The sequence below is a fragment of the Delftia sp. K82 genome (assembly GCF_002193035.1).
In the GTDB taxonomy this organism is placed as follows: domain Bacteria; phylum Pseudomonadota; class Gammaproteobacteria; order Burkholderiales; family Burkholderiaceae_C; genus Comamonas; species Comamonas acidovorans.
This window is the reverse complement of the sequence record NZ_MYFL01000004.1, coordinates 359,228-379,752: the sequence shown is the minus strand read 5'-3', so window position 1 is coordinate 379,752 and position 20,525 is coordinate 359,228. Positions and strand designations below refer to the sequence as shown.

The window sequence follows — 20,525 nt, the reverse complement described above, 5'->3', positions numbered from 1 at the left end:
TCCCGGCGCCTTCAGAGAAACATGCCGCCCGAGGCCTCGATGCGCTGGCCCTGCACCCAGCCCATGCCGGGCTGCAGCAGGGCGGCCAGCACGGGGCCGATGTCGTCGGGCTGGCCCACGCGGCCCAGCGCAGTCTGGCTGGCCAGGGCGGCGCCGACCTGTGCATCGTCGCGCACACGGCCACCGCCAAAATCCGTGGCAATCGCCCCCGGCGCCACCGTGTTGACGCGAATGCCGCGCGCCCCCAGCTCGCGCGCCAGGTAGCGCGTCAGCACCTCCACCCCGCCCTTCATGGATGCATAGGCCGCATAGCCCGGCTGGGTGAAGCGCGTGAGCCCGCTGGACAGGTGGATGATGCTGCCGCCATCGCGCAGCAGGGGCAGCAGGTGCTGGCTCAGGAAGAACGGCGCCTTCAAGTGGATGGCGACCAGCTCGTCGAACTGCGCCTCGGTGGTAGCCGCGAAGGGCGCATTGATGCCGATGCCGGCGTTGTGCACCAGCGCATCAAGGCGGTCGGCCTGCCAGGTATCGGCCAGCGCCTGGCGCACGCGGGCCGCAAAGTCCGCAAAGCCCGCGCTGCGCGCCACGTCCAGCTGCAGGGCGGCGGCCCGCCCGCCCAGCGCCTCGATGGCGGCCACGGCGGCCTGGGCCTCGTCGGCACGCTCACGGTAGGTCAGCACCACGTCCAGGCCCTGGCGCGCCAGGTGCTCGGCCGTATTGCGGCCCAGGCCGCGGCTGCCGCCCGTGACGAGGACGATGCGGCGGGCGGCAGGGGAAGAAGCGGTCGAAGGAGAAGCTGTCATGGCGGACCTCGTTAGGTGGTTTGCAATGACAGCGACTGTATTGAAGGTCGATTTTTGGATAAATTGGCTGTTTCTGATTTATTTGTTCGCCCCATGCAAACAATCAAGCTTCTGGAGCAGATGCAGATCTTCAGCCGCGTGGCCGAGATGGCCAGCTTCACACGTGCGGCCGACAGCATGGGTTTGCCCAAAGCCAGCGTCTCCCAAGCCGTGCAGCAACTGGAGGCGCGGCTGGGCACGCGGCTGCTGCACCGGACCACGCGGCGCGTGCAGCTCACCCAGGACGGCCAGGCCTGCTACGAACGCTGCCAGGACCTGCTGGCCGACGTGGACGAGTTCCAGGGCCAGTTTCAGCAGGCCGGCGACGCGCCGCTGCAGGGCAAGGTCCGGCTGGACATGACCACCGGCCTGGCGCGCCACGTCGTCATGCCCTTGCTGCCGCAACTGCTGCAAAGCCATCCGGCGCTGGAGCTGGAGCTGAGCTGCACCGAGCGCCGCGTGGACCTGGTGCGCGAAGGCTTTGATTGCGTGCTGCGCCTGGGCCCCGTGGACGAGCCCGGCCTGGTGGCACGCCCGCTGGGCCTGGTGGCGCTGGCCACCTGCGCCAGCCCCGGCTATGTCCAGGCCCACGGGCTGCCCGCCACGCTGCAGGATCTGGGCGGTCACCGGCTGGTGCACTACCAGCGCACGCTGGGCGCGCGGCCGCTGGGCTTCGAGTACGAGGAGGATGGCCAGCCCCGGTACCTGCCGATGGCGGGCGCGCTCACCGTGAACAACGCCGAGGCCTATCTCGCGGCCTGCCAGGCCGGCCTGGGGCTGATCCAGGTTCCGCGCCTGGCCGTGCAGCCGCTGCTGGACGCAGGGGAACTGGTCGAGGTGCTGCCCCGCCACCCGCCGCCGCCCATGCCGCTGCACCTGATCTACGCCCAGCGCCGCCAATTGCCGCGCCGCGTGCGCGTGCTCATGGATTGGCTGGCCGAAGCGGTCCTGCCCTGGACGCTTGGCGCTGGCCCGGCCGAAAAGCCCTAGCGAGCGCTGCAGCGATTCAGCCAGCGTCATTTTGCTTATCACTAATCCGTATCAAGACAAAGGTTCGCGCCTGCCCCTTTTGACGCCATTTACCGGACAATAGCGACCTTGCCCCGGTCACCGGCCGCCACGAAGCAGCGGCAACGCGCACCCCGCGCCTGCCCCCTGTGCTTCCCGCCACCGCGTGCCTGAATGGCACTGACCTCTCATTGCAACGTCCCGGCGGGCACTGCCTGCCCCGAATTCACCGTATTGCCAACATGAGTGCTTTTCTTGAAGAACGCGTGCTGTCCGTCCACCACTGGACCGACCGCCTTTTCTCCTTCACCACCACCCGTGACACCGCGCTGCGCTTTTCCAACGGCCATTTCACGATGATCGGGCTGAAGGTCGACGGCAAGAACCTGCTGCGTGCCTACTCCATCGCCAGCCCCAACTACGAGGAGCACCTCGAGTTCCTGTCGATCAAGGTGCCCGACGGTCCGCTGACCTCGCGCCTGCAGAACATCCAGGTCGGCGACACCATCCTCGTCGGCAAGAAGCCCACGGGCACGCTGCTGATCGACTACCTGCTGCCCGGCAAGAACCTGTACCTGATCGGCACCGGCACGGGCCTGGCCCCCTGGCTGGCCGTGGCCCGCGACCCCGAGACCTACGAGCGCTACGAGAAGGTCGTCGTCGTGCACGGCGTGCGCCACGCCAGCGAGCTGGCCTACCAGGAGCTGTTCGAGAAGGAACTGCCCGAGCATGAATTCCTCGGCGAAATCGTCAAGGACAAGCTGGTCTACTACCCCACGGTGACGCGCGAGCCCTTCCGCAACCAGGGCCGCATCTCCAACCAGATCACGGCCGGCACCTTCCCGCAGAACATCGGCCTGCCCGAGCTCAATCCCGAGACCGACCGCGTCATGCTGTGCGGCAGCCCCGCCATGCTGAACGAACTCAAGGAGCTGCTGGAGCACCGCGGCTTCAAGGAAGGCAACACCACCACGCCCGGCGACTTCGTGGTCGAGCGCGCCTTCGTCGAGAAGTAAAGCCCACGACACCCCGCGGCGGGGCGGCTGCCGATAATCGGCGCATGCCGCCCTCCCGCACCCCGCCGCCCCAGCCCGGCGACGATGACCGCAACTTCATCGTCGCCCTGGCGCGCGGCCTTGATGTCCTGTCCTGCTTTCGCTCCGGCGAAAAGCTGCTGGGCAACCAGGACATCGCCAGGCGCTGCGGACTGCCCAAGTCCACGGTTTCGCGCCTCACGCACACGCTGACCACGCTGGGCTACCTCATCCATGTGCCCGAAGAGGGCAAATACCGCCTGGGCACAGCCACGCTGGCCCTGGGCAGCGCCATGCTCTCGCGCCTGGACGTGCGCCAGATCGCGCGCCCGCTGATGCAAAAGCTGGCCGCCACCACCGATGCCGAGGTGGCCCTGGCCGCACGCGACCGGCACAACATGGTCTACATCGAGCACTGCCCCAGCGCGCGCTTCACGCACCGCGACCTGGACATGGGCTCGCGCATCCCCCTGGCCACCACGGCCGTGGGCCGCGCCTGGCTGGCCGCCAGCCCCGCATCCGAGCGCCAGCGCGCGCTGGACTACCTGCAATCGCATGCCCCCGAGCAATGGGCCGCCGCCCAGGCCCAGCTGCCGCTGTGGCCCGGTGCCAGCACCCATCCGCAACCCTGGCTGTCGTGCTCGTTCGGCGACTGGCAGCCCGAGGTCAACGCCATCGCCCTGGCCTTCTCGCCGGGGCGTGGCCTGCCGCTGATGGCCGTCAGCCTGGGCGGGCCCTCGCGCTTTGTCACGGCCGATGCGCTGCGCCAGGACGGCGTGCCTGCGCTGCAGCGCATGGTGCGGCGGCTGCAGCAGGACATAGACCGCGCCTGACCGCAGACCGGGCCTGGCCGGCTGTCCCGCAGGCGCCCGCACAGTAGCCAAGACGACAGCGCGCGCCGCACTGGCGCCCTAGCATGGAGGGCGTTGCTCAACCATCAGGAAACCAAGGCAGGAGACACCCAGCATGAGCGTGAAAGCACTGTTCAACCTCACCGGCAAGACCGCCCTCATCACCGGAGGCTCGCGCGGCCTGGGCCTGCAGATGGCCGAGGCGCTGGGCGAGATGGGCGCCCGCCTCGCCATCACGGCGCGCAAGTCCGATGAACTGGCCGAGGCCAAGGCCCACCTGCAAGGCCTGGGCTACCAGGTCGAGACCTTCACCAACGACCTGCAGAAGTTCGACACCATCCCCGCCCTGGTCGACGACGTGCTGACGCGCTGCGGCGACATCGACATCCTCGTCAACAACGCCGGCGCCACCTGGGGCGCCAAGGCCGAGGAATACCCGGACGAGGCCTGGAACAAGGTCATGAACCTCAACGTCTCCGCGCCCTTCTTCCTCACCCGCGAAGTGGCCAGGCGCGTGATGATCCCCAAGGGCCAGGGCAACGTGATCATCACCGCCTCGGTCGCGGCCTTCAAGGGCACGCCGCCCGGCATGAACACCGTGGCCTACAACACCTCCAAGGCGGCTGCCGTGCACCTGGCGCGCACCCTGGCCTCGGAATGGGGCCACTACGGCATCCGCGTCAACTCCATCTGCCCGGGCTTTTTTCCCAGCAAGCTGGCCAACGGCCTCATCGACAAGCTCGGCGACCAGCTCATCGCCCGCGCCCCGCTGCGCCGCATCGGCGGCGAGGAGGACCTCAAGGGCGCCGTGGTCTACCTGGCGTCCGATGCGTCTCGGCACATGACGGGGCAGGCGTTGGTGCTGGATGGTGGAGCGAGCTTGTTGTAAGGCGCATCGCACTAATCACAGAGGAGCGCCGCGGCGCTCCTTTTTGTTTCAATAAAAGCCCTTGTCGGATGATTTTCTGTGGATACGATAAATTCATGTTCACCGTCATCGAAACCCCGACATTCCAGAAGCAGGCCGCCAGCCTGTGGACGGAGACAGAGCGCCTGGACTTCATTTCCTGGATCTCTGCCAACCCTGGCTCAGGTGACGTGATACCCGGCACAGACGGCGCCCGCAAGATCCGATGGACAGTGAAAGGCCGGGGCAAACGAGCAGGCGTCAGAGTGATTTATTTCAACTTCAGCGCCGAAGAAATCGTGCTGTTGGCAACCATGTATGCCAAGGCCGAGCAAACAAACATCCTACCCAAGGACATCCGAAGGAGTTGACCATGGTGAAGTCCCTGAAGGCCCTGCAGGCCATGGACACGGAAAAGCTGGCCCAGGCCATCGAGGCCGACGCGGGCGAGGCGGTTCCCGGCCTGCGTCAGGCGCTGCAAGAGGCCAAGACAGGCCAGTTTGCCGCCGTGCACACGCCCGAGCAGATTGCCTCGCGCAAACGGGGCCGCCCGCAAGGCTCGGTCAAGGCAGATGCCAAGATCGCCACCAACATCCGCTTCGACCCCGACGTACTGCAAGCGCTCAAGGCCACCGGCCAGGGCTGGCAAACACGCGTCAACGAATTGCTGCGCGCGGATATCGAATCCGGGCGCCTCAAGCGCAGCCTCTGAGGCGCGGCCGGACACGAAGGCACGGCCGCGCTCAATAGCTTTACCTGCTCCCCACCGTCATCACCGCCTCAATCTTGCCGTCTCGCACAGCGGCGCCGCGCTCCGTGGTCAACGTGCCGCCGCGCTCATCGACGCCCTTGACGCCGCCGGGGTTCACGTCGGGGCGCAGGGATTTGTAGGCTTCGTCCAGCTTGGCGTGGATGGCCTTGGTGTCCGAGGCCGAGCCGGCCAGTTGCATGGCCTTGACGGTGGCGTGCACGGCCGTGTAGTTCCACTGCGCCTCCGAGCCGGGGATGCGGCCCGGGTAGACCTTGCCGAAGCGTTCGACGAAGGCCTTGTTCTCGGGCTTGGTGTCCTCGGAGACGGGCATGACGCCGATGGCGCCTTCCAGCGGCGCATAGCCGCCGACCACGCGGGCCATTTCGTCGAGCTTGGCCTGGTCCATGACCACGAAGCCGCCCTTGAAGCCCAGCTCGCGCGCCTGCTTGACGACCAGGGCCGTGGGCTCGGAGGCACCGCCCACGAAGAGCACGTCGGGCTTCTCGGCCAGGGCCTTGCTCACGCCGCTGTAGAAGTCGGTGGCGCGGTTGTAGCTCATGGCGTTCTCGGCCACCACGGTGCCGCCCAGCTTTTCCCAGCCGGGCTTGAAGGCGGCGACCCAGGCCTTGGCGTAGTCGTGGTCGGCGCCCACCAGGGCCACCTTCTTGCCGAAGCGGCCCATCACATACTTGGAGAACGGGTCGATGTACGAGGTGAACTCGGGCGGGATGCGCAGGGTCAGCTTGTTGCCCCGGTTGGTGATCTGCGGCACCGAGCTGTAGGCCAGCACGATGAAGTTGCTGCGCTCGTTGGTGGTCTGCAGCGCGAAGATGCCGCCCGAATGCGGCACCAGGATGGCCGCCGTCTTGTGCTGCTGCACCAGGCGCTGGGCATTGATCGCGGTCTCGGACGGGTTGTACTTGTCGTCCAGCGGCACGATCTCAATCTTGACCTTCTTGCCACCGATCTCGGGCGCTGCGGCATTGATCTCGGAGACGGCCATCTGCATGCCGTCGAGCACGTTCTTGCCGTACTGGGCAGCGCCGCCCGACAGCGGGCCGGAGTAGCCGATCTTGACCACCTCCTGCGCCAGCGCGGGGCCGGCGGCGGCCACGGCGGCGCAGGCCAGGGCCAGCGTGCCCACCCTGCGGCGGGTCAATGGTGCGAATGCTGTCATGTCTGTCTCCTTGGATAGTGAAGAACGAATCGCTGCTGACGCAACGCATAAATCCGGCGCAGCCCAGACCAGGGACGCCGAGCAAGGGCCGCCCCGCAGCGAGGGCGTCGTCCCCCTCCCTCGCGAAGCGAGAGAGAGGGGGAAGCCGCGCAGCGGCTCAGGGGGTGCAGTGTCATGTCATGCACCGATGTAGGCTTTTCGGATGGAGTCGTCAGCCAGCAGCTCGGCCGGCTTGCCCTGGCGCACGATGCGGCCGCTTTCCATCACATAGGCGCGGTGCGCGATCTTCAGCGCCGCATAGGCGTTCTGCTCGGCCAGCAGCACGGTGGTGCCGGCCGCGTTGATGCGCTGTATGGCCTCGAACATCTGCTTGATGACCAGGGGCGCCAGGCCCAGCGAGGGCTCGTCCAGCAGCAGGGCCTGGGGCCGGCCCATCATGGCGCGGCCGATGGCCACCATCTGCTGCTGGCCGCCCGATAGCGAGCCGGCCGGGTCGTGCTGCTTCTCGCGCAGGATGGGAAACAGCTCCATTACCTCCTGCAGCGTCTTCTGGCTGGGACCGGGGTCGCGGCGGTGCACATAGGCGCCCAGCTGCAGGTTGCGCAGCACCGACATCTGGGGAAACAGCTTGCGCCCTTCGGGGCACTGCACCACGCCGGACTGCACGATGGCCGATGGCTTGCTGCCGGCCAGCTCCTTGCCATTCCAGACGATGGAGCCGCCCGCGGCCTTGTGGATGCCGCTGGCCGTGAGGAACAACGAACTCTTGCCCGCGCCGTTGGCGCCCAGCAGCACCACCAGCTCGCCGCGGTCGGCATGCAGGCTGACCCCGTCCAGCGCCAGGAAGCTGCCGTAGCGCAGCGACACGTTCTCAAACTTCAGCATGCTCGCTCCCCAGGTAGGCATCGATGACGGCGGGGTTGCGGCGGATTTCCTCGGGCGTGCCCTCGGCGATCTTCTCGCCGTAGCTGAGCACCAGGATCTTGTCGGCCAGGCTCATGATCATGCCCATCTTGTGCTCGATCAGCGCCACCGTGATGCCATGGCGCACCAGCTTGCGGATCAGCTCGGCCAGGCCTTCGGTCTCCTCTGGGTTGACGCCGCCGGCAGGCTCGTCGAGCAGCATCAGCTTCGGGTCGGTGGCCAGGGCCAGCGCGAAGGCCACGCGCTTGCGCTCCTCCTGCGTGATGTCGCCCGCGATGCGGCCGGCCACATGCGACAGGCCCACGAAGTCCAGCGCGTCGCGCGCCTTCTCGCGGCACACGCGCTCTTCCTCGCGCAGGCGGCTGGAGCCGCGCAGCACGTCCCACAGGCCTGAGCGCGTGCGCAGCCGGTGGCCCACGATGAGGTTGTCCAGCACCGTGGCGCGGTCGAACAGCGCCGTGGTCTGGAAGGTGCGCGCCACGCCCAGTTTCGCCACCTGGTCCGTGCGCAGCGAGGTCACGTCCTGGCCGTTGAAGGTGATGGTGCCCGAGGTGGGCTTGTGCACGCAGCTGATCAGGTTGAAGAACGTGGTCTTGCCCGCGCCGTTGGGGCCGATGATGGCGTTGATGCGGCCTTCCTCGATCACGGTGCTGACATCGTTGACGGCGGCCAGCCCGCCGAAGGTCTTGGTCAGGTGGTCAATCTTGAGCATGCGGCTTGCCCTCCTTGGCATTGCGGCGCGCGCGCCATGCGGTGAAGCTGCCCACCACGCCGTAGGGCATGAAGATCACCAGCATCACGAGAATCGGGCCGAAGACGATGAAGCGGTACTCCTGCAGGAACTGCAGGTACTGCGTGATCCAGGGCATGCCGATGGCGCCCAGCAGCGGCCCCAGCACCGTGCCCATGCCGCCGACCATGGCGAAGATCATCATGTCGAAGGTGTGGTGCACGCCGGCCATGTCGGGACCGATGAAGCGCACGAAGCCTGCGTACAGGCCGCCGGCCACGCCCGCGTAGACCACGCTCAGCATGAAGGCCAGCACCTTGTTGCGCATGAGGTTGATGCCCAGCGCCTCGGCCAGCTCGTCGCTGTTGCGGATGGCCATGAAGGTGCGGCCCAGCAGCGACCGGACGATGCGCCGCATCACCCAGACCGAGGCCACGAGGAAGGCCAGCACCAGGTAGTACAGCGCCAGCGGCGACTCGAAGCTCAGCGCGCCCAGGGCCTCGGGCGCGGGGATGCCCATGATGCCCACCGTGCCGTGGGTCAGGCCCTCCCACTTCTCGATCACGAGGAACATGATGTAGCCCACGCACAGCGTGAAGATCGAGAAGTAGTGCCCCTTTAGGCGCAGCGAGACGATGCCGATCAGGTAGCCCAGCACCGCGCACACCACGCCCGACATCACCAGCCCGCCCCAGAACGGCCAGCCATGGTCCACCGTGAGGATGCCCACGGTATAGGCGCCCGCGGCCATGAAGCCCGCATGCGCCAGATTGAGCTGGCCCGTGTAGCCCGTGATCAGGTTCAGGCCCAGCGTGGCGATGGCGAAGATGTAGGCCGTGCTCATCACCGTGAGGTGGTAGTCGTTGCCCGCCAGCCAGGGAAAGGCGATGCCGGCGGCCAGCAGCAGGCCCCAGGCAACGCGGGAGTCGATGAATCCGTTCATTCAATGACTCCTCTTGGCGAACAGGCCCTGCGGGCGCAGCGACAGGATCACCACCAGCAGCACGAAGGCGATGATGTCCTTGTAGTCGGTGGAGATGTAGTAGGCGCCGAAGCTCTCGGCAAAGCCGATGATCAGTCCGCCCAGCACGGCGCCCGGGATGCTGCCCATGCCGCCCAGGATGATGATCACGAAGGCCTTGGTGATGACCAGGTGGCCCATGGCCGGATAGACCAGGTTGATGGGCGCATACAGCGTGGCCGCCACGGCCGCGAGCACGCCCGAGATGGCAAAGGTCAGCATGGATACGCGGTTGGCATCGATGCCCACCATGGATGCGCCTTCTCGGTTCTGCGCCATGGCGATGATGGTCGCGCCCGTGATGGTGCGCGTCAGGAACAGGTGCAGGGCCACCATCAGCGCAAAGGCCGCGCCGATGATCAGCAGACGCTGCGCGGGCGCCGTGATGCCGCCCATCTCCACGATGGAGGTGTAGGGCGTGGGCATGCGCTGGAAGTCCGCGCCCCACAGCGCCTGGGCGCCCGCCTCCAGGAACAGCAGCAGCCCGATGGAGGCGATCTTGGGATGCAGGGGCGAAGCCTTGCGCAGCGGATGGAAGATCAGCCGCTCGCTGACGATGCCCAGCACCGCCACCGCGACGGCTGCGGTCAGCATGGCCGCCCAGTAGCCCCAGCTCCAGGCCACCATGGCCTGGAAGGCCACGAAGGCGCCGATCATGTAGAAGCCGCCGTGCGCGAAATTGGGCACGTGCAGGATGCCGTAGACCAGGGTCAGGCCCAGGGCCACCAGGCCGTAGATGCCGCCCAGGGTCAGGCCGTTGAGCACTTGCTGCAGAAAAACGTCCATTCAACGCCTCCTGCGGAAAGGCGCGGCTCGGCGCCCGGCCAGGGTCTGTGCTTGCATTGTCTTGTCTCCTTTGCATGGCCGGCCGGCGCGGCGCGACAACGCATGCGGCAGACAGGCAAGGCCAGCTTAGGAGGGGGGCGGCGCCACGATCAACCCGAAGATTCCGCACAGCGGAATTCACCTGGGAAACCCCGAGACCCTCAGGGCCCCGCCAGTAACCTAGATGACAGCCGCGCTCAGATGGACAGGGCCGGCAAGTTGGCGGGCAGGCCCTGCATGGAGCGCTGCGTGTGCTCGGCCACGAAGTCCAGGAAGCTGCGCACGCGCGCCGGCATGAACTTGCGCGTGGGCAAGGTGGCGTAGAGGGTGAAATGGCCCGTGGTCCATTCGGGCAACACATGGCGCAGGCGGCCCGAACGCAGGTGGCGCGCAATCAGGTCCAGCGGCTGGGTGCTGATGCCCGCGCCGTCCAGCGTGGCACGCAGCAGCGTGCCGGTGTGGTTGGCCACCAGCACGGGCTGCACGGCCACCTCGGCCTCGCCCGCGTTGCCATCGAGCCGGCGCAGGCGCAGCACGTCGGAGCGGCCCTGGGCGCGGCGGCGCAGCAGGCACTGGTGGCCCGCCAGATCCCCGGGCACGGCGGGCACGCCATGGGCGTCCAGGTACTCGGGCGAGGCGCAGGCCAGGCCGCAGGTGGTGACGATGGGCCGCGCCACCACGTTGCCGTCATAGCCCTCCTCGGCGTTGAGGAAGGTGATGTCGTACTCGCCCACGGCGGCCTCGCTGGCCGACTCCACGAAGACCTCGATGCAGATGCGCGGGTGCAGGCGGTGGAAGTCCGCCACCAGCGGCGCCAGCACATGCTCGGCAAACACGGGCGGCGTGAGCACGCGCACGGCGCCCGACAGCTCCAGCGTGTGCGCCTGCGCCAGGCTGAAGGCATCCTCCACATCGGCCAGGATGCCGCGCACGCGCTCCAGGTAGGCCTCGCCGGCCTCGGTCAGCGACACGCTGCGCGTGGTGCGCTGCAGCAGCCTCGTGCCCAGGTGCTGCTCCAGGTCGGCCACCAGGCGCGTGACCGTGGGCACGGACATGTCCAGGCGACGCGCCGCCGCCGAAAACCCGGCCTCGTCGGCCACGGTCTGAAACACCCGCATGGTCTGCAATCGGTCCATGTTGTCCTTGGCCCCGGGCCTCGGTGCCCGGGGACTTTCGCTGCATTGTTCCACTCCCAAACGCCCTGCGCCGCGGCTTTGCGGGCCGCGGCGCAGGCGTTCATCTTCGTCGAAATGCAGCCGCTCAGCCCTTGCCGTCCGAAGTGTCCCTGGCCTGCGCTGGACCGGCGGGCGGCGCCCAGCGGATGGGGTGGGTGAAGCGCACCTCGGCGTCGCTGAAAGCCTTGGCCGTAGCGGCCGACAGCAGCAGGATGGCCGACGAGAAATAGATCCACATCAACAGCACCACCAGCGAACCCGCCGCGCCATAGGCCGAGACCACGGCCGCCGTGGACAGATACCAGGCCAGGGCCTGCTTGCCCAGCGTGAACAGCAGGGCGCCGACGATGGCGCCAAAGATGAGATAGCGCAGCCGGGGCTTGGGGCCGCTGCCGATGCGCATCAGCCCCACGAAGAGCAGCACGGCAATGCCGAAGGACACGCATTCGTTGATCAGGCTGATCAGCGGCCCCAGCGGCTGAATCTGCAGCTTGGTGCCGGCCCAGTTGGTGATCAGCTGGATGACCGTGGACAGGGCCATGGACACCAGCAGCAAGAAGCCCAGCGCCAGCACATAGGTCAGGCCGCGCAGCCGCAGCGCGGCCATGCGCCACCACACGGCCTTGGGCGGCGGTGGCTCGCCGTTCGAGGTCCAGAGCTTTTCCAGCGCGGACTGCAGCTCCACGAACACACCCGTGGCGCCCGACATCAGCAGGATGAAGCCGAACAGCGAGGCCAGCCGCCCCTCGTCGGGCCGCTGGGCGCTTTCCAGCGCACCGCGCACCACCTGGGCACCGCGCTCGCCGATCACGTCCTGCACCTGGTCGATCAACTGGTGCTCCACATAGCTGCGGTCCACCCACCAGCCCAGCAGGCCGACCAGCAGCAGCAGCAGCGGCGCCAGGCTCAGGATGCCGTAGAAGGACATGGCCGCGCTCATGCGCAGGCCATCGGCGTCCAGCCACAGCTGCACGGCATTCCACATGGCGCGCAGCGGGTTCAGCTCCATCAGGCGCTGCAGGCGTGCGGACCAGGACGAGGCGGGGGGAGTTTCCGGGGTATCTGAGGGCATGGCCCCATTGTGCGCAGCGGCGCACCAGCGCCCTGTCAGCCTGTGCCGACAGGGGCCTGTGTGCGTGGCTCAGGTCACGGGCGCTGGATTGAACAGCACCAGGGCGTTGTGCAGCTTCCACTGCTCCGCCCAGGTCTTCCTGCGGCCGCTGGCCACGTCCAGCATCAGGCGGAACATCTCCCAGCCCACGTCCTCGATGCTGGCCTGGCCTTCGGCGATGCGACCCGCGTTCACGTCCATCAGGTCATGCCAGCGCCGCGCCAGGTCGCTGCGCGTGGCCACCTTGATCACGGGCACCTGGGCCAGGCCGTAGGGCGTGCCCCGGCCCGTGGTGAACACATGCAGGTTCATGCCGGCAGCCAGCTGCAGCGTGCCGCAGATGAAATCGCTGGCCGGCGTGGCTGCATAGACCAGGCCGCTTTGGATGCCCCGGTCGGCCAGACGCTGGCCCGGCGACAGCACGCCGGTGATGGGCGCCGTGCCGCTCTTGATGATGGAGCCCATGGCCTTCTCGACGATGTTGGACAGGCCGCCCTTCTTGTTGCCCGGCGTGGTGTTAGCGCTGCGGTCCACGCGGCCCTTGTCCAGGTAGGCGTCGTACCAGGCCATCTCCTCGATCATGGCCTGGGCCACCTCGGGGCTGGAGGCACGCGAGGTCAGCTGGTCGATGCCGTCGCGCACCTCGGTCACCTCGCTGAACATCACGGTGGCGCCTGCGCGCACCAGCAAATCGGTGCAAAAGCCCACGGCCGGATTGGCCGTGACGCCGCTGAACGCATCGCTGCCGCCGCACTGCACGCCCACCACCAGGGCGCTGGCCGGCACGGTCTCGCGCCGGCGCGCGTTCAGCCGCTCCAGATGCACCCTGGCGCGGCCCATGATGGAGTCCACCATGGACATGAAGCCCACATGCGCCTCGTCCTGCAGGCAGACCACGTCCAGCGCGGGTTCTCGCTCATCGACGATGGGAAACGAGCCCGGCGGCAGCAGCCGCTCGGGCTGCAGCTTCTCGCAGCCCAGGCTCACCACCATCACCTCGCCGCCGAAATTCGGGTTGTGGCTGATGTTGCGCAGCGTGCGCTGCGGAATCTCGGCGCCCACGGCATCGATGGCCACGCCGCAGCCATAGCTGTGCTCCAGGCCCACCACATCGTCCACATTCGGATAGCGCGGCAGCAGCTCGGCCTTGATGCGGCCCACCGCGAAATCCAGCACCCCGGCCACGCACTGCACCGTGGTGGTGATGGCCAGGATATTGCGCGTGCCCACCGTGCCATCGGCGTTGCGGTAGCCCTCGAAGGTGTAGCCCGTCAGCGGCGGCAGCTCGGGCGGCTGCACCGTGGCGATCGGCAACCCCTCAAGAGACAGCGCCCCCGGCATGCGCAGCAGCCGCTCATGCACCCAGCTGCCCGCGGCAATGGCCTGCAGCGCATAGCCGATCACCACGTTGTAGCGGCGCACCTCGCCACCCTCGGCGATGTCCACCAGCGCCACCTTGTGCGCCTGCGGCACCTTGTCGACCAGCACCAGCCCCCCGGGCATCACCGTGCCCGCAGGCAACCCCCCGTCATTGGCCACGATGGCCACGTTATCGGCCGGATGCATGCTGATGGAAAGAGGAAGTGGGGTACTCATGGCAATGTCTCAATTTTCTAGGGGCCTGTCGCAATCGGAGTGCAGCCCTCGCAACCGTCACGTCCCCACTCAGGAACGCCGAGCAAGAGCCGCCTCGCGGCGGGGGCGCCCAGCCGAAGGCGTTGTCCCCCTCCGCGAAGCGAGAAGGGGGAAGGCGCGAAGCGCCTCAGGGGGTCATTCCACCTTTATTCCAGCAGCCTTGATCACCTTCCCCCACTTGACCACTTCGGCCTTCTGGAACTCGCCCAGCTCGGCCGGCGTCATCTGCGAAGGCAGCATGCCGAAGTTCTTCAGGCGCGCCTGCACCTCGGGCGTGGCGACGATCTTCATGATCTCCGCATGCAGCCGCTCCACGATGGGCCCCGGCGTGCCTGCGGGCGCGAACACGGCCTGCCAGGAGCCCATGTCGAAGCCCTTCTCGCCCGCCTCGGCGATGGTGGGCACATCGGGCAGCGACTCCAGGCGCCGCGAGCTGGTCACGGCAATGGGGCGCAGCTTGCCGGCCTGCACATGGGGGCCGACGACCAGGGCGGTGTCGAACATCATGTCCACCTGGCCGCCGATCACGTCCTGCACGGCCGGGCCGCTGCCCTTGTAGGGCACGTGGGTGAACTTCACGCCCGTCTGGTAGCCCAGCAGCTCCAGCGCCATGTGGTTGGAGGTGCCGCTGCCCGGCGAAGCCGAGGTCAGGCCGCCCGCCGCCGCCTTGGCCTTGCTGGCGGCCAGCACGTCGGCCAGCGTCTTGTAGGGGCTGGAGGCCGGCACCACCAGCACCAGCGGGCCCGAGCCCAGCATGGCGACCGGCGTGAAGGACTTGACCGGGTCGTAGTCCAGCTTGGCGTACAGGCTCACATTGATGGCGTGCGAGCTGATGGTGCCGCCCAGGATGGTGTAGCCATCGGCCGGTGCGCGCGCCGCAATGGCCGAGCCCACGCTGCCGCCCGCGCCGCCCTTGTTCTCGATCACCACGGGCGTGCCCAGGGCCTTACTCAGCGGCTGGGCGATCACGCGCGCCAGCGTATCGGTATTGCCGCCAGGCGGGAACGGCACCAGGTAGGTGATGGGCTTGCCCGTGGGCCAGTTGCCCTGCGCGGCGGCGGGCATGGCGGTCAGGGCCGTGCCCAGCAGCAGGGCGCTGGCGAGGGAATGTTGGATGAGTGTGCGGCGTTGCATGGTGCTTGTCTCCGGGAAGGGCTTGTCGTTGGAATGGTGTGAAAGCGGGTTCAGAAGCGCGGCTGGTGGCCGGTGAACGCGGGGTCGTACTTGCGCATCTGCCCCAGGTCGTCGCGGTTGCGAATGCCGCAGTGCAGGTAGTTGTCATGCAGGCGTGCCAGGGCCTCGCGGTCCAGCCGCACACCCAGGCCGGGCGCCGTGGGCACGCGCAGGCTGCCCTGCTCGAACTGCAGCCGGCCGCCCTCGACGACTTCCTCGTCCTGCCAGGGGTAGTGCGTGTCGCAGGCATAGGTCAGCAGGGGCACGCTGGCGCACAGGTGCGTCATGGCCACCAGGCTCACGCCCAGGTGCGAGTTGCTGTGCATGGACAGGCCCAGGTCGAAGGTGCGGCACAGCGTGGACAGGCGCTGCGTGGCGCGCAGCCCGCCCCAGTAGTGGTGGTCGCTGAGCACGATCTTCACGGGGCAGCCCATGTCGGCGTTGCGGCGGAACTCGGCAAAGTCCGTCACCACCATGTTGGTGGCCAGCGGCACATCGCACTCGCGTGCCACGGCGGCCATGCCGTCCAGGCCGGGCGCCGGGTCCTCGTAGTACTCGAGCACGCCCTGCAGCTGCTGCACGATCTTCAGGCTGGTCTCCACCGTCCAGTTGCCATTGGGATCGATACGCAGCGGCGTGCCCGGAAAGGCATCGGCCAGCGCCAGGATGCCGGCCGCCTCCTGCTCGGGCGGCAGCGCGCCGGCCTTGAGCTTGATGCTCTGGAAACCGTACTGCGCAATCATGCGCCGCGCCTGCTCCACCAGCTGCTGCGGCGCCAGGGCCTCGCCCCAGGCGTCGGGCGAAGAATCTGGTCCATAGGGCCTGTCGATGTGCTCGGCGTACTTGTAGAACAGGTAGGCCGAGAACGGCACGCTGTCGCGCGCGGCGCCGCCCAGCAGGTCCACGATGGGGGCACCCGCCATCTGGCCCTGCAGGTCCAGCATGGCGACCTCGAAGGCGCTGACCACCTTGGCCACCGTCTTGGACACATGCGTGCCCGGCGCCAGCGACACCTGCTGGCCCAGGAATTCGGAGGCCGTCAGCGCAGGCGGCGCCACCAGGGCCGCGACGCGGACCTCCATCTCGTTGAGCGCCCAGGGCGACAGCCCCACCAGAGCGGGCGCGGCCTTGGCCAGCGCATCAAGCATGGGCTGGTCGCCATAGCTTTCGTTGATGCCGACCAGGCCCGAGGCCGTCTCGATCTCGATGATGGAACGCAGCGCCCAGGGTTCGTGGATGCCGGCCGCATTGAGCAGCGGCGGATCGCGGAAGGCAATGGGCGTGATGCGTATGTGGCGGATCGCGTGGGTCGCGTGGGTGGTGCTCATCTGGAATGCGGGTTCAGGAGGATCAGAAAAACTCGATGGCGCGGACGTCTTGTGATACGTTGTCGTACAACTTGGAGCGATTATGATCAGCACCATGGAAAGTTCGGCAAAGGGATTTCCCGCATCACCCCCAACGATCGAGCTTCCCCTGCGAGGAAAGTCCGGTCGCAGCGGCCGCAATCTGGCCGCCCTGCTGTTCGACGAGTTCGCGAGCAAGATCCGCAACGGCCTGCTGGCCGAAGGCGAGAAGCTGCCCACGGAGTCGTCGCTGGTGCAGACCTACGAAGTCAGCCGCACCGTGGTGCGCGAGGCGCTGTCGCGCCTGCAGGCCTCGGGCCTGGTGGAGACGCGCCACGGCATAGGCACCTTCGTGCGCGCCGCCCAGCCCGCATCCACGCTGATGCTCAATGCCGACGAGCTGACGGCCGCCGTGGACGTGATGGCCGTGCTGGAGCTGCGCATCAGCCTGGAGACCGAAAGCGCCGGCCTGGCCGCGCTGCGCCGCAGCCCCGAGCAGCTGCAGGGCATACGCATGGCGCTGCAGGCCTTCGAGATCGCCTTTGCGCGCGGCGAGGACACGGTGGCCCATGACCTGGCCTTCCACACCCAGATCGCCGAGGCCACGGGCAACCGCTACTTCGGCGACATCCTGCGCCACTTCGGCGCCCAGCTGATTCCGCGCACGCGCATCGCCTCCATCCACCAGCCCCAGCGCGACCCCGATTACCTGCGCCGCGTCAACCGCGAGCATGAGGAAATCCTCGCCGCCATCGAGCGCCAGGACGCCGACTCGGCCCGCGCGGCCATGCGCATCCACCTGACCAACAGCCGCGAACGCCTGCGCCTGGCGCAAAAGACCAGCGCCGCCTGAGTGCTCCCATGGGCCTTTCGGGGCCAATGGCGTTGTCACGGGAATTCAGACAACCAAGGGAAAACCCTTTATCACTGCTTGCAGATCTCGGTTAAAAATCGGCTTCAGTTGTACGACAACTGACAACATAAAACCCGGAGACAAGAGCATGACCCTGAGCCGAAAGCAGTTCCTGCGCGCCGCTGGCGCCACCGCCCTCGTAGCCACCGGCGCCGGTGCGCTGGCCCAGAGCAACTGGCCCACGCGGCCGCTGCGCCTGGTGGTGCCCTACCCGCCGGGTGGCAGCTCGGACATCATTGCGCGCGCCATCGGCCCGCTGCTGTCGGCAGAACTCAAGCAGCCCGTGGTCATCGAGAACAAGCCCGGCGCCAACGGCAACCTGGGCGCCGACATGGTGGCCAAGGCCCAGCCCGACGGCCACACGCTGATGCTGTGCGACCTGGGTGCGCTGGCCATATCGCCCTCGCTCTACACCAAGCTGTCCTTCGACCTGTCCCGGGACCTGCGCGGCACGGCCATGCTGGCCTACTCGCCCCACCTGCTGGTGGTCCACCCCTCGGTGCCGGCCAACAACCTGCAGGAGCTGGTGGCCCTGTCCAAGAAGGAAGACCTGAGCTTTGCCGTCACCGCCACGGGCAGCGCCCCGCACCTGGCCGGCGTGGAACTGGCGCGCGCCACGGGCGCCCGCTGGGAATACGTGCCCTACAAGGGCGGCGTGCAGTCCATCCAGGACACGGTGGCAGGCCAGACCCAGGTGCTGATGAACGGCATGCTGGCCACCTACCCCCATGTGCAAAGCGGCAAGCTCAAGCTGCTGGGCCTGTCCAAGGGCACGCGCATGCCGCTGGCCGCCAACGTGCCCACCATCGCCGAGCAGGGCGTGCCCGGCTTCGAGACCGGCACCTGGCAAGGCGTGGTCGTTCCGGCCAAGACACCCGAGGCCGTGGTCCAGCGCCTGCATGAGGCCCTGATCACCGCCATCCGCTCGCCCGAGGTGCGCGCCCGCCTCACGGGCCAGGGCGCCGAGGTCGTGACCATGAACCCCGCCGAGACCGCGCGCTTCCTGACCACCGAGCGCCAGCGCTGGCAAAAAGTGGTTCAAACAGCCGGTTTGAAGCTCGACTGATTCCACCCTTTTTTCTTTCTTCCCCACCCTTATTCCCGAGAGCACCATGACCCCCCAAGACCTCAAAGACGTGATGAGTTCCGGCCTGCTGTCCTTCCCCGTGACGGACTTCGACAGCAACGGAAACTTCAATGCCAAGGGCTATGCGGCCCGCCTCGAATGGCTGGCCCCCTACGGCGCCAGCGCGCTGTTCGCGGCCGGCGGCACGGGCGAGTACTTCTCGCTGTACGGCGAGGAATACGGCCAGATCATCAAGACCGCCGTGGACACCTGCCGCGGCAAGGTGCCCATCATCGCGGGCGCCGGCGGCCCCACGCGCACGGCCATTGCCCATGCCCAGGAAGCGGAGCGCCTGGGCGCCCACGGCGTCCTGCTGCTGCCCCACTACCTGACCGAAGCCGGCCAGGAAGGCCTGATCGCCCATGTGGAACAGGTCTGCAAGAGCGTGAAGTTCGGCGTCATCGTCTACAACCGCGACCGCACCCGCTTCACGCCCGAATCGCTGGCCATCCTGGCCGAGCGCTGCCCCAACCTGGTGGGCTTCAAGGACGGCATGGGCAACATCGAGACCATGTCCGCCATCTTCATGAAGATGGGCGACCGCTTCGCCTACCTGGGCGGCCTGCCCACGGCCGAGGTCTATGCGGCCGCCTACAAGGCCCTGGGCACGCCGGTGTACTCCTCGGCCGTCTTCAACTTCATCCCCAAGACGGCGATGGCGTTCTACGAAGCCGTGCGCACCGACGACATGGCCACGCAGCACAAGCTGCTCAAGGAATTCTTCATGCCCTACCTGAAGATCCGCAACCGCGTCGAAGGCTACGGCGTGAGCATCATCAAGGCCGGCGCCAAGCTGGTCGGCCACGACGCAGGCCCCGTGCGCGCCCCACTGACGGACCTCAAGCCCTCCGAGCTGGAAGAGCTCAAGGCCCTGATCGACAAGCTCGGCCCGCAATAAGCCACAAGACCGGACGCAGGGGCCAGTCCGGCCCTTGCGCCCCCCAGGAGACAAGAACATGAAGAAGATTCTGATCACGCTGGGTGCCGCATTGGCCCTCACGGCGCAGGCGGCCGGCAGCTTTCCGGACAAGGCCGTCAACATCATCGTGCCCTTCCCCGCCGGTGGCTCCACCGACACGGTGGCACGCGCCATGGCCCTGAGCATGGGCGAGCAGCTGGGCAAGCCCTTCGTGGTGGAAAACCGCCCCGGCGCCACCGGCACCATTGGCGCAGGCGCCGTCAAGCGCGCACCGGCCGATGGCTACACGCTGCTGGTGGCCTCGCTGGGCCCCTTCGTGGTCACGCCGCACCTGGTCAAGAACGTGCCCTATGACGCAGGCAAGGACTTCGACTACATCACCATCCCCGTGCAGGCGCCCAACGTGCTCGTGGCCAGCCCCGCGCAGAAGGCCCGCACCGTGGCCGAGGTCATCGCCGCGCTCAAGGCCAACCCCGGCAAGATCAGTTTCGCGAGTTCGGGCAACGGCTCCTCGGACCATCTGTCGGCCGAGCTGTTCTGGCAGCAAAGCGGCACCGAAGGCATGCACGTGCCCTACAAGGGCGGCGCCCCGGCCATCACCGACCTGATCGGCGGCCAGGTGGACTTCTCGTTCCAGAACGTCAACGCCGTGCTGCCCCATCTGCGCAGCGGCAAGCTGCATGCGATCGCCGTGACCGGCAGTCAGCGCTCGCCCGTGCTGCCCGATGTGCCCACGCTGGCCGAGGCCGGCGTCAAGGGCGCCGAGGTCTACTCCTGGCAAGGCCTGGCCGCGCCCAAGGGACTGCCCGCCGATGTGAAGGCCAAGCTGGCCAAGGCCGCCATCGCCTCCGTGCAGCAGCCCGACATCCGCAAGCGCTTCGTGGAGCAGGGCCTGGAGATCGTGGGCAACACGCCCGAGGAATTCACGCGCTACCAGGCCCAGGAATCGGAGCGCTGGAAGCAGCTGATCCAGACAAGAAAGATCACGGCAGATTGAGCTGGAAACAACGGGCCGGCCCCGGGGCCTTTGCCCGCCGGCCTTTGCCCGCTGGCCTGC

21 protein-coding genes are annotated in these 20,525 nt (G+C 67.7%); 10 read left to right on the top strand and 11 right to left on the bottom strand.

The genetic code is table 11. The annotated features are described in order from the left end of the window. Positions 1 to 11: 11 nt before the first annotated feature. A complete protein-coding gene (locus KDK82_RS25095; protein WP_088166545.1) occupies positions 12 to 803 on the bottom strand; it encodes an SDR family NAD(P)-dependent oxidoreductase in 792 nt (263 codons plus the stop codon). Between the two features lie 93 nt (positions 804 to 896). On the opposite strand from KDK82_RS25095, the gene KDK82_RS25090 reads away from it, so the two are divergent. From KDK82_RS25090 to KDK82_RS25065, 6 genes are all read left to right on the top strand, one after another. Beyond that, a complete protein-coding gene (locus KDK82_RS25090; RefSeq protein ID WP_088166544.1) occupies positions 897 to 1,832 on the top strand; it encodes a LysR family transcriptional regulator in 936 nt (311 codons plus the stop codon). Between the two features lie 260 nt (positions 1,833 to 2,092). Beyond that, positions 2,093 to 2,866 (top strand): ferredoxin--NADP reductase, encoded by a 774-nt coding sequence (locus tag KDK82_RS25085; RefSeq protein WP_012202207.1) that lies wholly within the window; start codon positions 2,093 to 2,095, stop codon positions 2,864 to 2,866. 44 nt (positions 2,867 to 2,910) lie between these two features. Further along, positions 2,911 to 3,717 carry an IclR family transcriptional regulator gene (locus tag KDK82_RS25080; RefSeq protein ID WP_088166543.1) on the top strand — a complete coding sequence of 269 codons (807 nt, stop codon included), beginning with the start codon at positions 2,911 to 2,913 and terminating at the stop codon, positions 3,715 to 3,717. 133 nt (positions 3,718 to 3,850) lie between these two features. Further along, positions 3,851 to 4,624 (top strand): SDR family oxidoreductase, encoded by a 774-nt coding sequence (locus KDK82_RS25075; protein WP_012202205.1) that lies wholly within the window; start codon positions 3,851 to 3,853, stop codon positions 4,622 to 4,624. Positions 4,625 to 4,719: 95 nt separating this feature from the next. Then, positions 4,720 to 5,013, top strand: coding sequence for a hypothetical protein (locus KDK82_RS25070; RefSeq protein WP_043823439.1), 294 nt, complete (start codon positions 4,720 to 4,722; stop codon positions 5,011 to 5,013). Between the two features lie 2 nt (positions 5,014 to 5,015). After that, entirely contained in the window at positions 5,016 to 5,354 is a 339-nt protein-coding gene (locus KDK82_RS25065; RefSeq protein ID WP_051941035.1) for a BrnA antitoxin family protein, read from the top strand. Positions 5,355 to 5,394: 40 nt separating this feature from the next. On the opposite strand, the gene KDK82_RS25060 is transcribed toward KDK82_RS25065, so the two are convergent. From KDK82_RS25060 to KDK82_RS25015, 10 genes are all read right to left on the bottom strand, one after another. Next, the gene (locus tag KDK82_RS25060; protein WP_012202203.1) at positions 5,395 to 6,570 is read right to left on the bottom strand and encodes an ABC transporter substrate-binding protein; all 1,176 of its coding nucleotides are present in this window, start codon (positions 6,568 to 6,570) and stop codon (positions 5,395 to 5,397) included. A 177-nt stretch (positions 6,571 to 6,747) separates the two neighbouring features. Next, positions 6,748 to 7,455 (bottom strand): ABC transporter ATP-binding protein, encoded by a 708-nt coding sequence (locus tag KDK82_RS25055; protein WP_088166695.1) that lies wholly within the window; start codon positions 7,453 to 7,455, stop codon positions 6,748 to 6,750. Next, positions 7,442 to 8,206, bottom strand: a complete 765-nt coding sequence (locus KDK82_RS25050) for an ABC transporter ATP-binding protein (protein ID WP_013800137.1) — start codon at positions 8,204 to 8,206, stop codon at positions 7,442 to 7,444. Before KDK82_RS25050 ends, KDK82_RS25055 begins: the two co-directional genes overlap by 14 nt. After that, positions 8,193 to 9,167: a branched-chain amino acid ABC transporter permease gene (locus KDK82_RS25045; RefSeq protein ID WP_012202200.1), complete on the bottom strand. Its 975-nt coding sequence runs from the start codon at positions 9,165 to 9,167 to the stop codon at positions 8,193 to 8,195. The genes KDK82_RS25050 and KDK82_RS25045 overlap by 14 nt, the downstream gene beginning before the upstream one ends. Then, positions 9,168 to 10,031 (bottom strand): branched-chain amino acid ABC transporter permease, encoded by an 864-nt coding sequence (locus tag KDK82_RS25040; RefSeq protein ID WP_012202199.1) that lies wholly within the window; start codon positions 10,029 to 10,031, stop codon positions 9,168 to 9,170. 236 nt (positions 10,032 to 10,267) lie between these two features. Next, positions 10,268 to 11,206 (bottom strand): LysR family transcriptional regulator, encoded by a 939-nt coding sequence (locus KDK82_RS25035; protein ID WP_013800135.1) that lies wholly within the window; start codon positions 11,204 to 11,206, stop codon positions 10,268 to 10,270. 124 nt (positions 11,207 to 11,330) lie between these two features. Next, positions 11,331 to 12,317, bottom strand: coding sequence for a YihY/virulence factor BrkB family protein (locus KDK82_RS25030; RefSeq protein WP_088166542.1), 987 nt, complete (start codon positions 12,315 to 12,317; stop codon positions 11,331 to 11,333). A gap of 69 nt (positions 12,318 to 12,386) precedes the next feature. Continuing rightward, positions 12,387 to 13,952: a galactarate dehydratase gene (gene garD / locus KDK82_RS25025; RefSeq protein ID WP_088166541.1), complete on the bottom strand. Its 1,566-nt coding sequence runs from the start codon at positions 13,950 to 13,952 to the stop codon at positions 12,387 to 12,389. 174 nt (positions 13,953 to 14,126) lie between these two features. Further along, on the bottom strand, positions 14,127 to 15,125 hold the full coding sequence (locus KDK82_RS25020; protein ID WP_034397734.1) for a tripartite tricarboxylate transporter substrate binding protein: 999 nt from the start codon (positions 15,123 to 15,125) through the stop codon (positions 14,127 to 14,129). Between the two features lie 50 nt (positions 15,126 to 15,175). Next, a complete protein-coding gene (locus KDK82_RS25015) occupies positions 15,176 to 16,492 on the bottom strand; it encodes a glucarate dehydratase family protein (RefSeq protein ID WP_088166540.1) in 1,317 nt (438 codons plus the stop codon). 94 nt (positions 16,493 to 16,586) lie between these two features. Here KDK82_RS25015 and KDK82_RS25010 point away from each other — a divergent pair, with 94 nt between their 5' ends. The 4 genes from KDK82_RS25010 (at position 16,587) to KDK82_RS24995 (ending at position 20,465) form a co-directional block, all read left to right on the top strand. After that, complete coding sequence (locus KDK82_RS25010; RefSeq protein WP_224986218.1) at positions 16,587 to 17,363, top strand: FadR/GntR family transcriptional regulator; 777 nt, start codon at positions 16,587 to 16,589, stop codon at positions 17,361 to 17,363. A 148-nt stretch (positions 17,364 to 17,511) separates the two neighbouring features. Next, positions 17,512 to 18,489: a tripartite tricarboxylate transporter substrate binding protein gene (locus tag KDK82_RS25005; RefSeq protein ID WP_013800130.1), complete on the top strand. Its 978-nt coding sequence runs from the start codon at positions 17,512 to 17,514 to the stop codon at positions 18,487 to 18,489. Positions 18,490 to 18,535: 46 nt separating this feature from the next. Then, positions 18,536 to 19,447: a 5-dehydro-4-deoxyglucarate dehydratase gene (gene kdgD / locus KDK82_RS25000; protein ID WP_012202190.1), complete on the top strand. Its 912-nt coding sequence runs from the start codon at positions 18,536 to 18,538 to the stop codon at positions 19,445 to 19,447. Positions 19,448 to 19,505: 58 nt separating this feature from the next. Then, the gene (locus tag KDK82_RS24995) at positions 19,506 to 20,465 is read left to right on the top strand and encodes a tripartite tricarboxylate transporter substrate binding protein (protein WP_012202189.1); all 960 of its coding nucleotides are present in this window, start codon (positions 19,506 to 19,508) and stop codon (positions 20,463 to 20,465) included. The last annotated feature ends 60 nt before the right edge of the window (positions 20,466 to 20,525 follow it).

Bases quoted from the DNA above. Each gene is read 5' to 3' on its own strand.
- KDK82_RS25095 (WP_088166545.1), bottom strand. From the start codon at position 803: ATGACAGCTTCTCCTTCGACCGCTTCTTCCCCTGCCGCCCGCCGCATC.
- KDK82_RS25090 (WP_088166544.1), top strand. From the start codon at position 897: ATGCAAACAATCAAGCTTCTGGAGCAGATGCAGATCTTCAGCCGCGTG.
- KDK82_RS25085 (WP_012202207.1), top strand. From the start codon at position 2,093: ATGAGTGCTTTTCTTGAAGAACGCGTGCTGTCCGTCCACCACTGGACC.
- KDK82_RS25080 (WP_088166543.1), top strand. From the start codon at position 2,911: ATGCCGCCCTCCCGCACCCCGCCGCCCCAGCCCGGCGACGATGACCGC.
- KDK82_RS25075 (WP_012202205.1), top strand. From the start codon at position 3,851: ATGAGCGTGAAAGCACTGTTCAACCTCACCGGCAAGACCGCCCTCATC.
- KDK82_RS25070 (WP_043823439.1), top strand. From the start codon at position 4,720: ATGTTCACCGTCATCGAAACCCCGACATTCCAGAAGCAGGCCGCCAGC.
- KDK82_RS25065 (WP_051941035.1), top strand. From the start codon at position 5,016: ATGGTGAAGTCCCTGAAGGCCCTGCAGGCCATGGACACGGAAAAGCTG.
- KDK82_RS25060 (WP_012202203.1), bottom strand. From the start codon at position 6,570: ATGACAGCATTCGCACCATTGACCCGCCGCAGGGTGGGCACGCTGGCC.
- KDK82_RS25055 (WP_088166695.1), bottom strand. From the start codon at position 7,455: ATGCTGAAGTTTGAGAACGTGTCGCTGCGCTACGGCAGCTTCCTGGCG.
- KDK82_RS25050 (WP_013800137.1), bottom strand. From the start codon at position 8,206: ATGCTCAAGATTGACCACCTGACCAAGACCTTCGGCGGGCTGGCCGCC.
- KDK82_RS25045 (WP_012202200.1), bottom strand. From the start codon at position 9,167: ATGAACGGATTCATCGACTCCCGCGTTGCCTGGGGCCTGCTGCTGGCC.
- KDK82_RS25040 (WP_012202199.1), bottom strand. From the start codon at position 10,031: ATGGACGTTTTTCTGCAGCAAGTGCTCAACGGCCTGACCCTGGGCGGC.
- KDK82_RS25035 (WP_013800135.1), bottom strand. From the start codon at position 11,206: ATGGACCGATTGCAGACCATGCGGGTGTTTCAGACCGTGGCCGACGAG.
- KDK82_RS25030 (WP_088166542.1), bottom strand. From the start codon at position 12,317: ATGCCCTCAGATACCCCGGAAACTCCCCCCGCCTCGTCCTGGTCCGCA.
- garD (WP_088166541.1), bottom strand. From the start codon at position 13,952: ATGAGTACCCCACTTCCTCTTTCCATCAGCATGCATCCGGCCGATAAC.
- KDK82_RS25020 (WP_034397734.1), bottom strand. From the start codon at position 15,125: ATGCAACGCCGCACACTCATCCAACATTCCCTCGCCAGCGCCCTGCTG.
- KDK82_RS25015 (WP_088166540.1), bottom strand. From the start codon at position 16,492: ATGAGCACCACCCACGCGACCCACGCGATCCGCCACATACGCATCACG.
- KDK82_RS25010 (WP_224986218.1), top strand. From the start codon at position 16,587: ATGGAAAGTTCGGCAAAGGGATTTCCCGCATCACCCCCAACGATCGAG.
- KDK82_RS25005 (WP_013800130.1), top strand. From the start codon at position 17,512: ATGACCCTGAGCCGAAAGCAGTTCCTGCGCGCCGCTGGCGCCACCGCC.
- kdgD (WP_012202190.1), top strand. From the start codon at position 18,536: ATGACCCCCCAAGACCTCAAAGACGTGATGAGTTCCGGCCTGCTGTCC.
- KDK82_RS24995 (WP_012202189.1), top strand. From the start codon at position 19,506: ATGAAGAAGATTCTGATCACGCTGGGTGCCGCATTGGCCCTCACGGCG.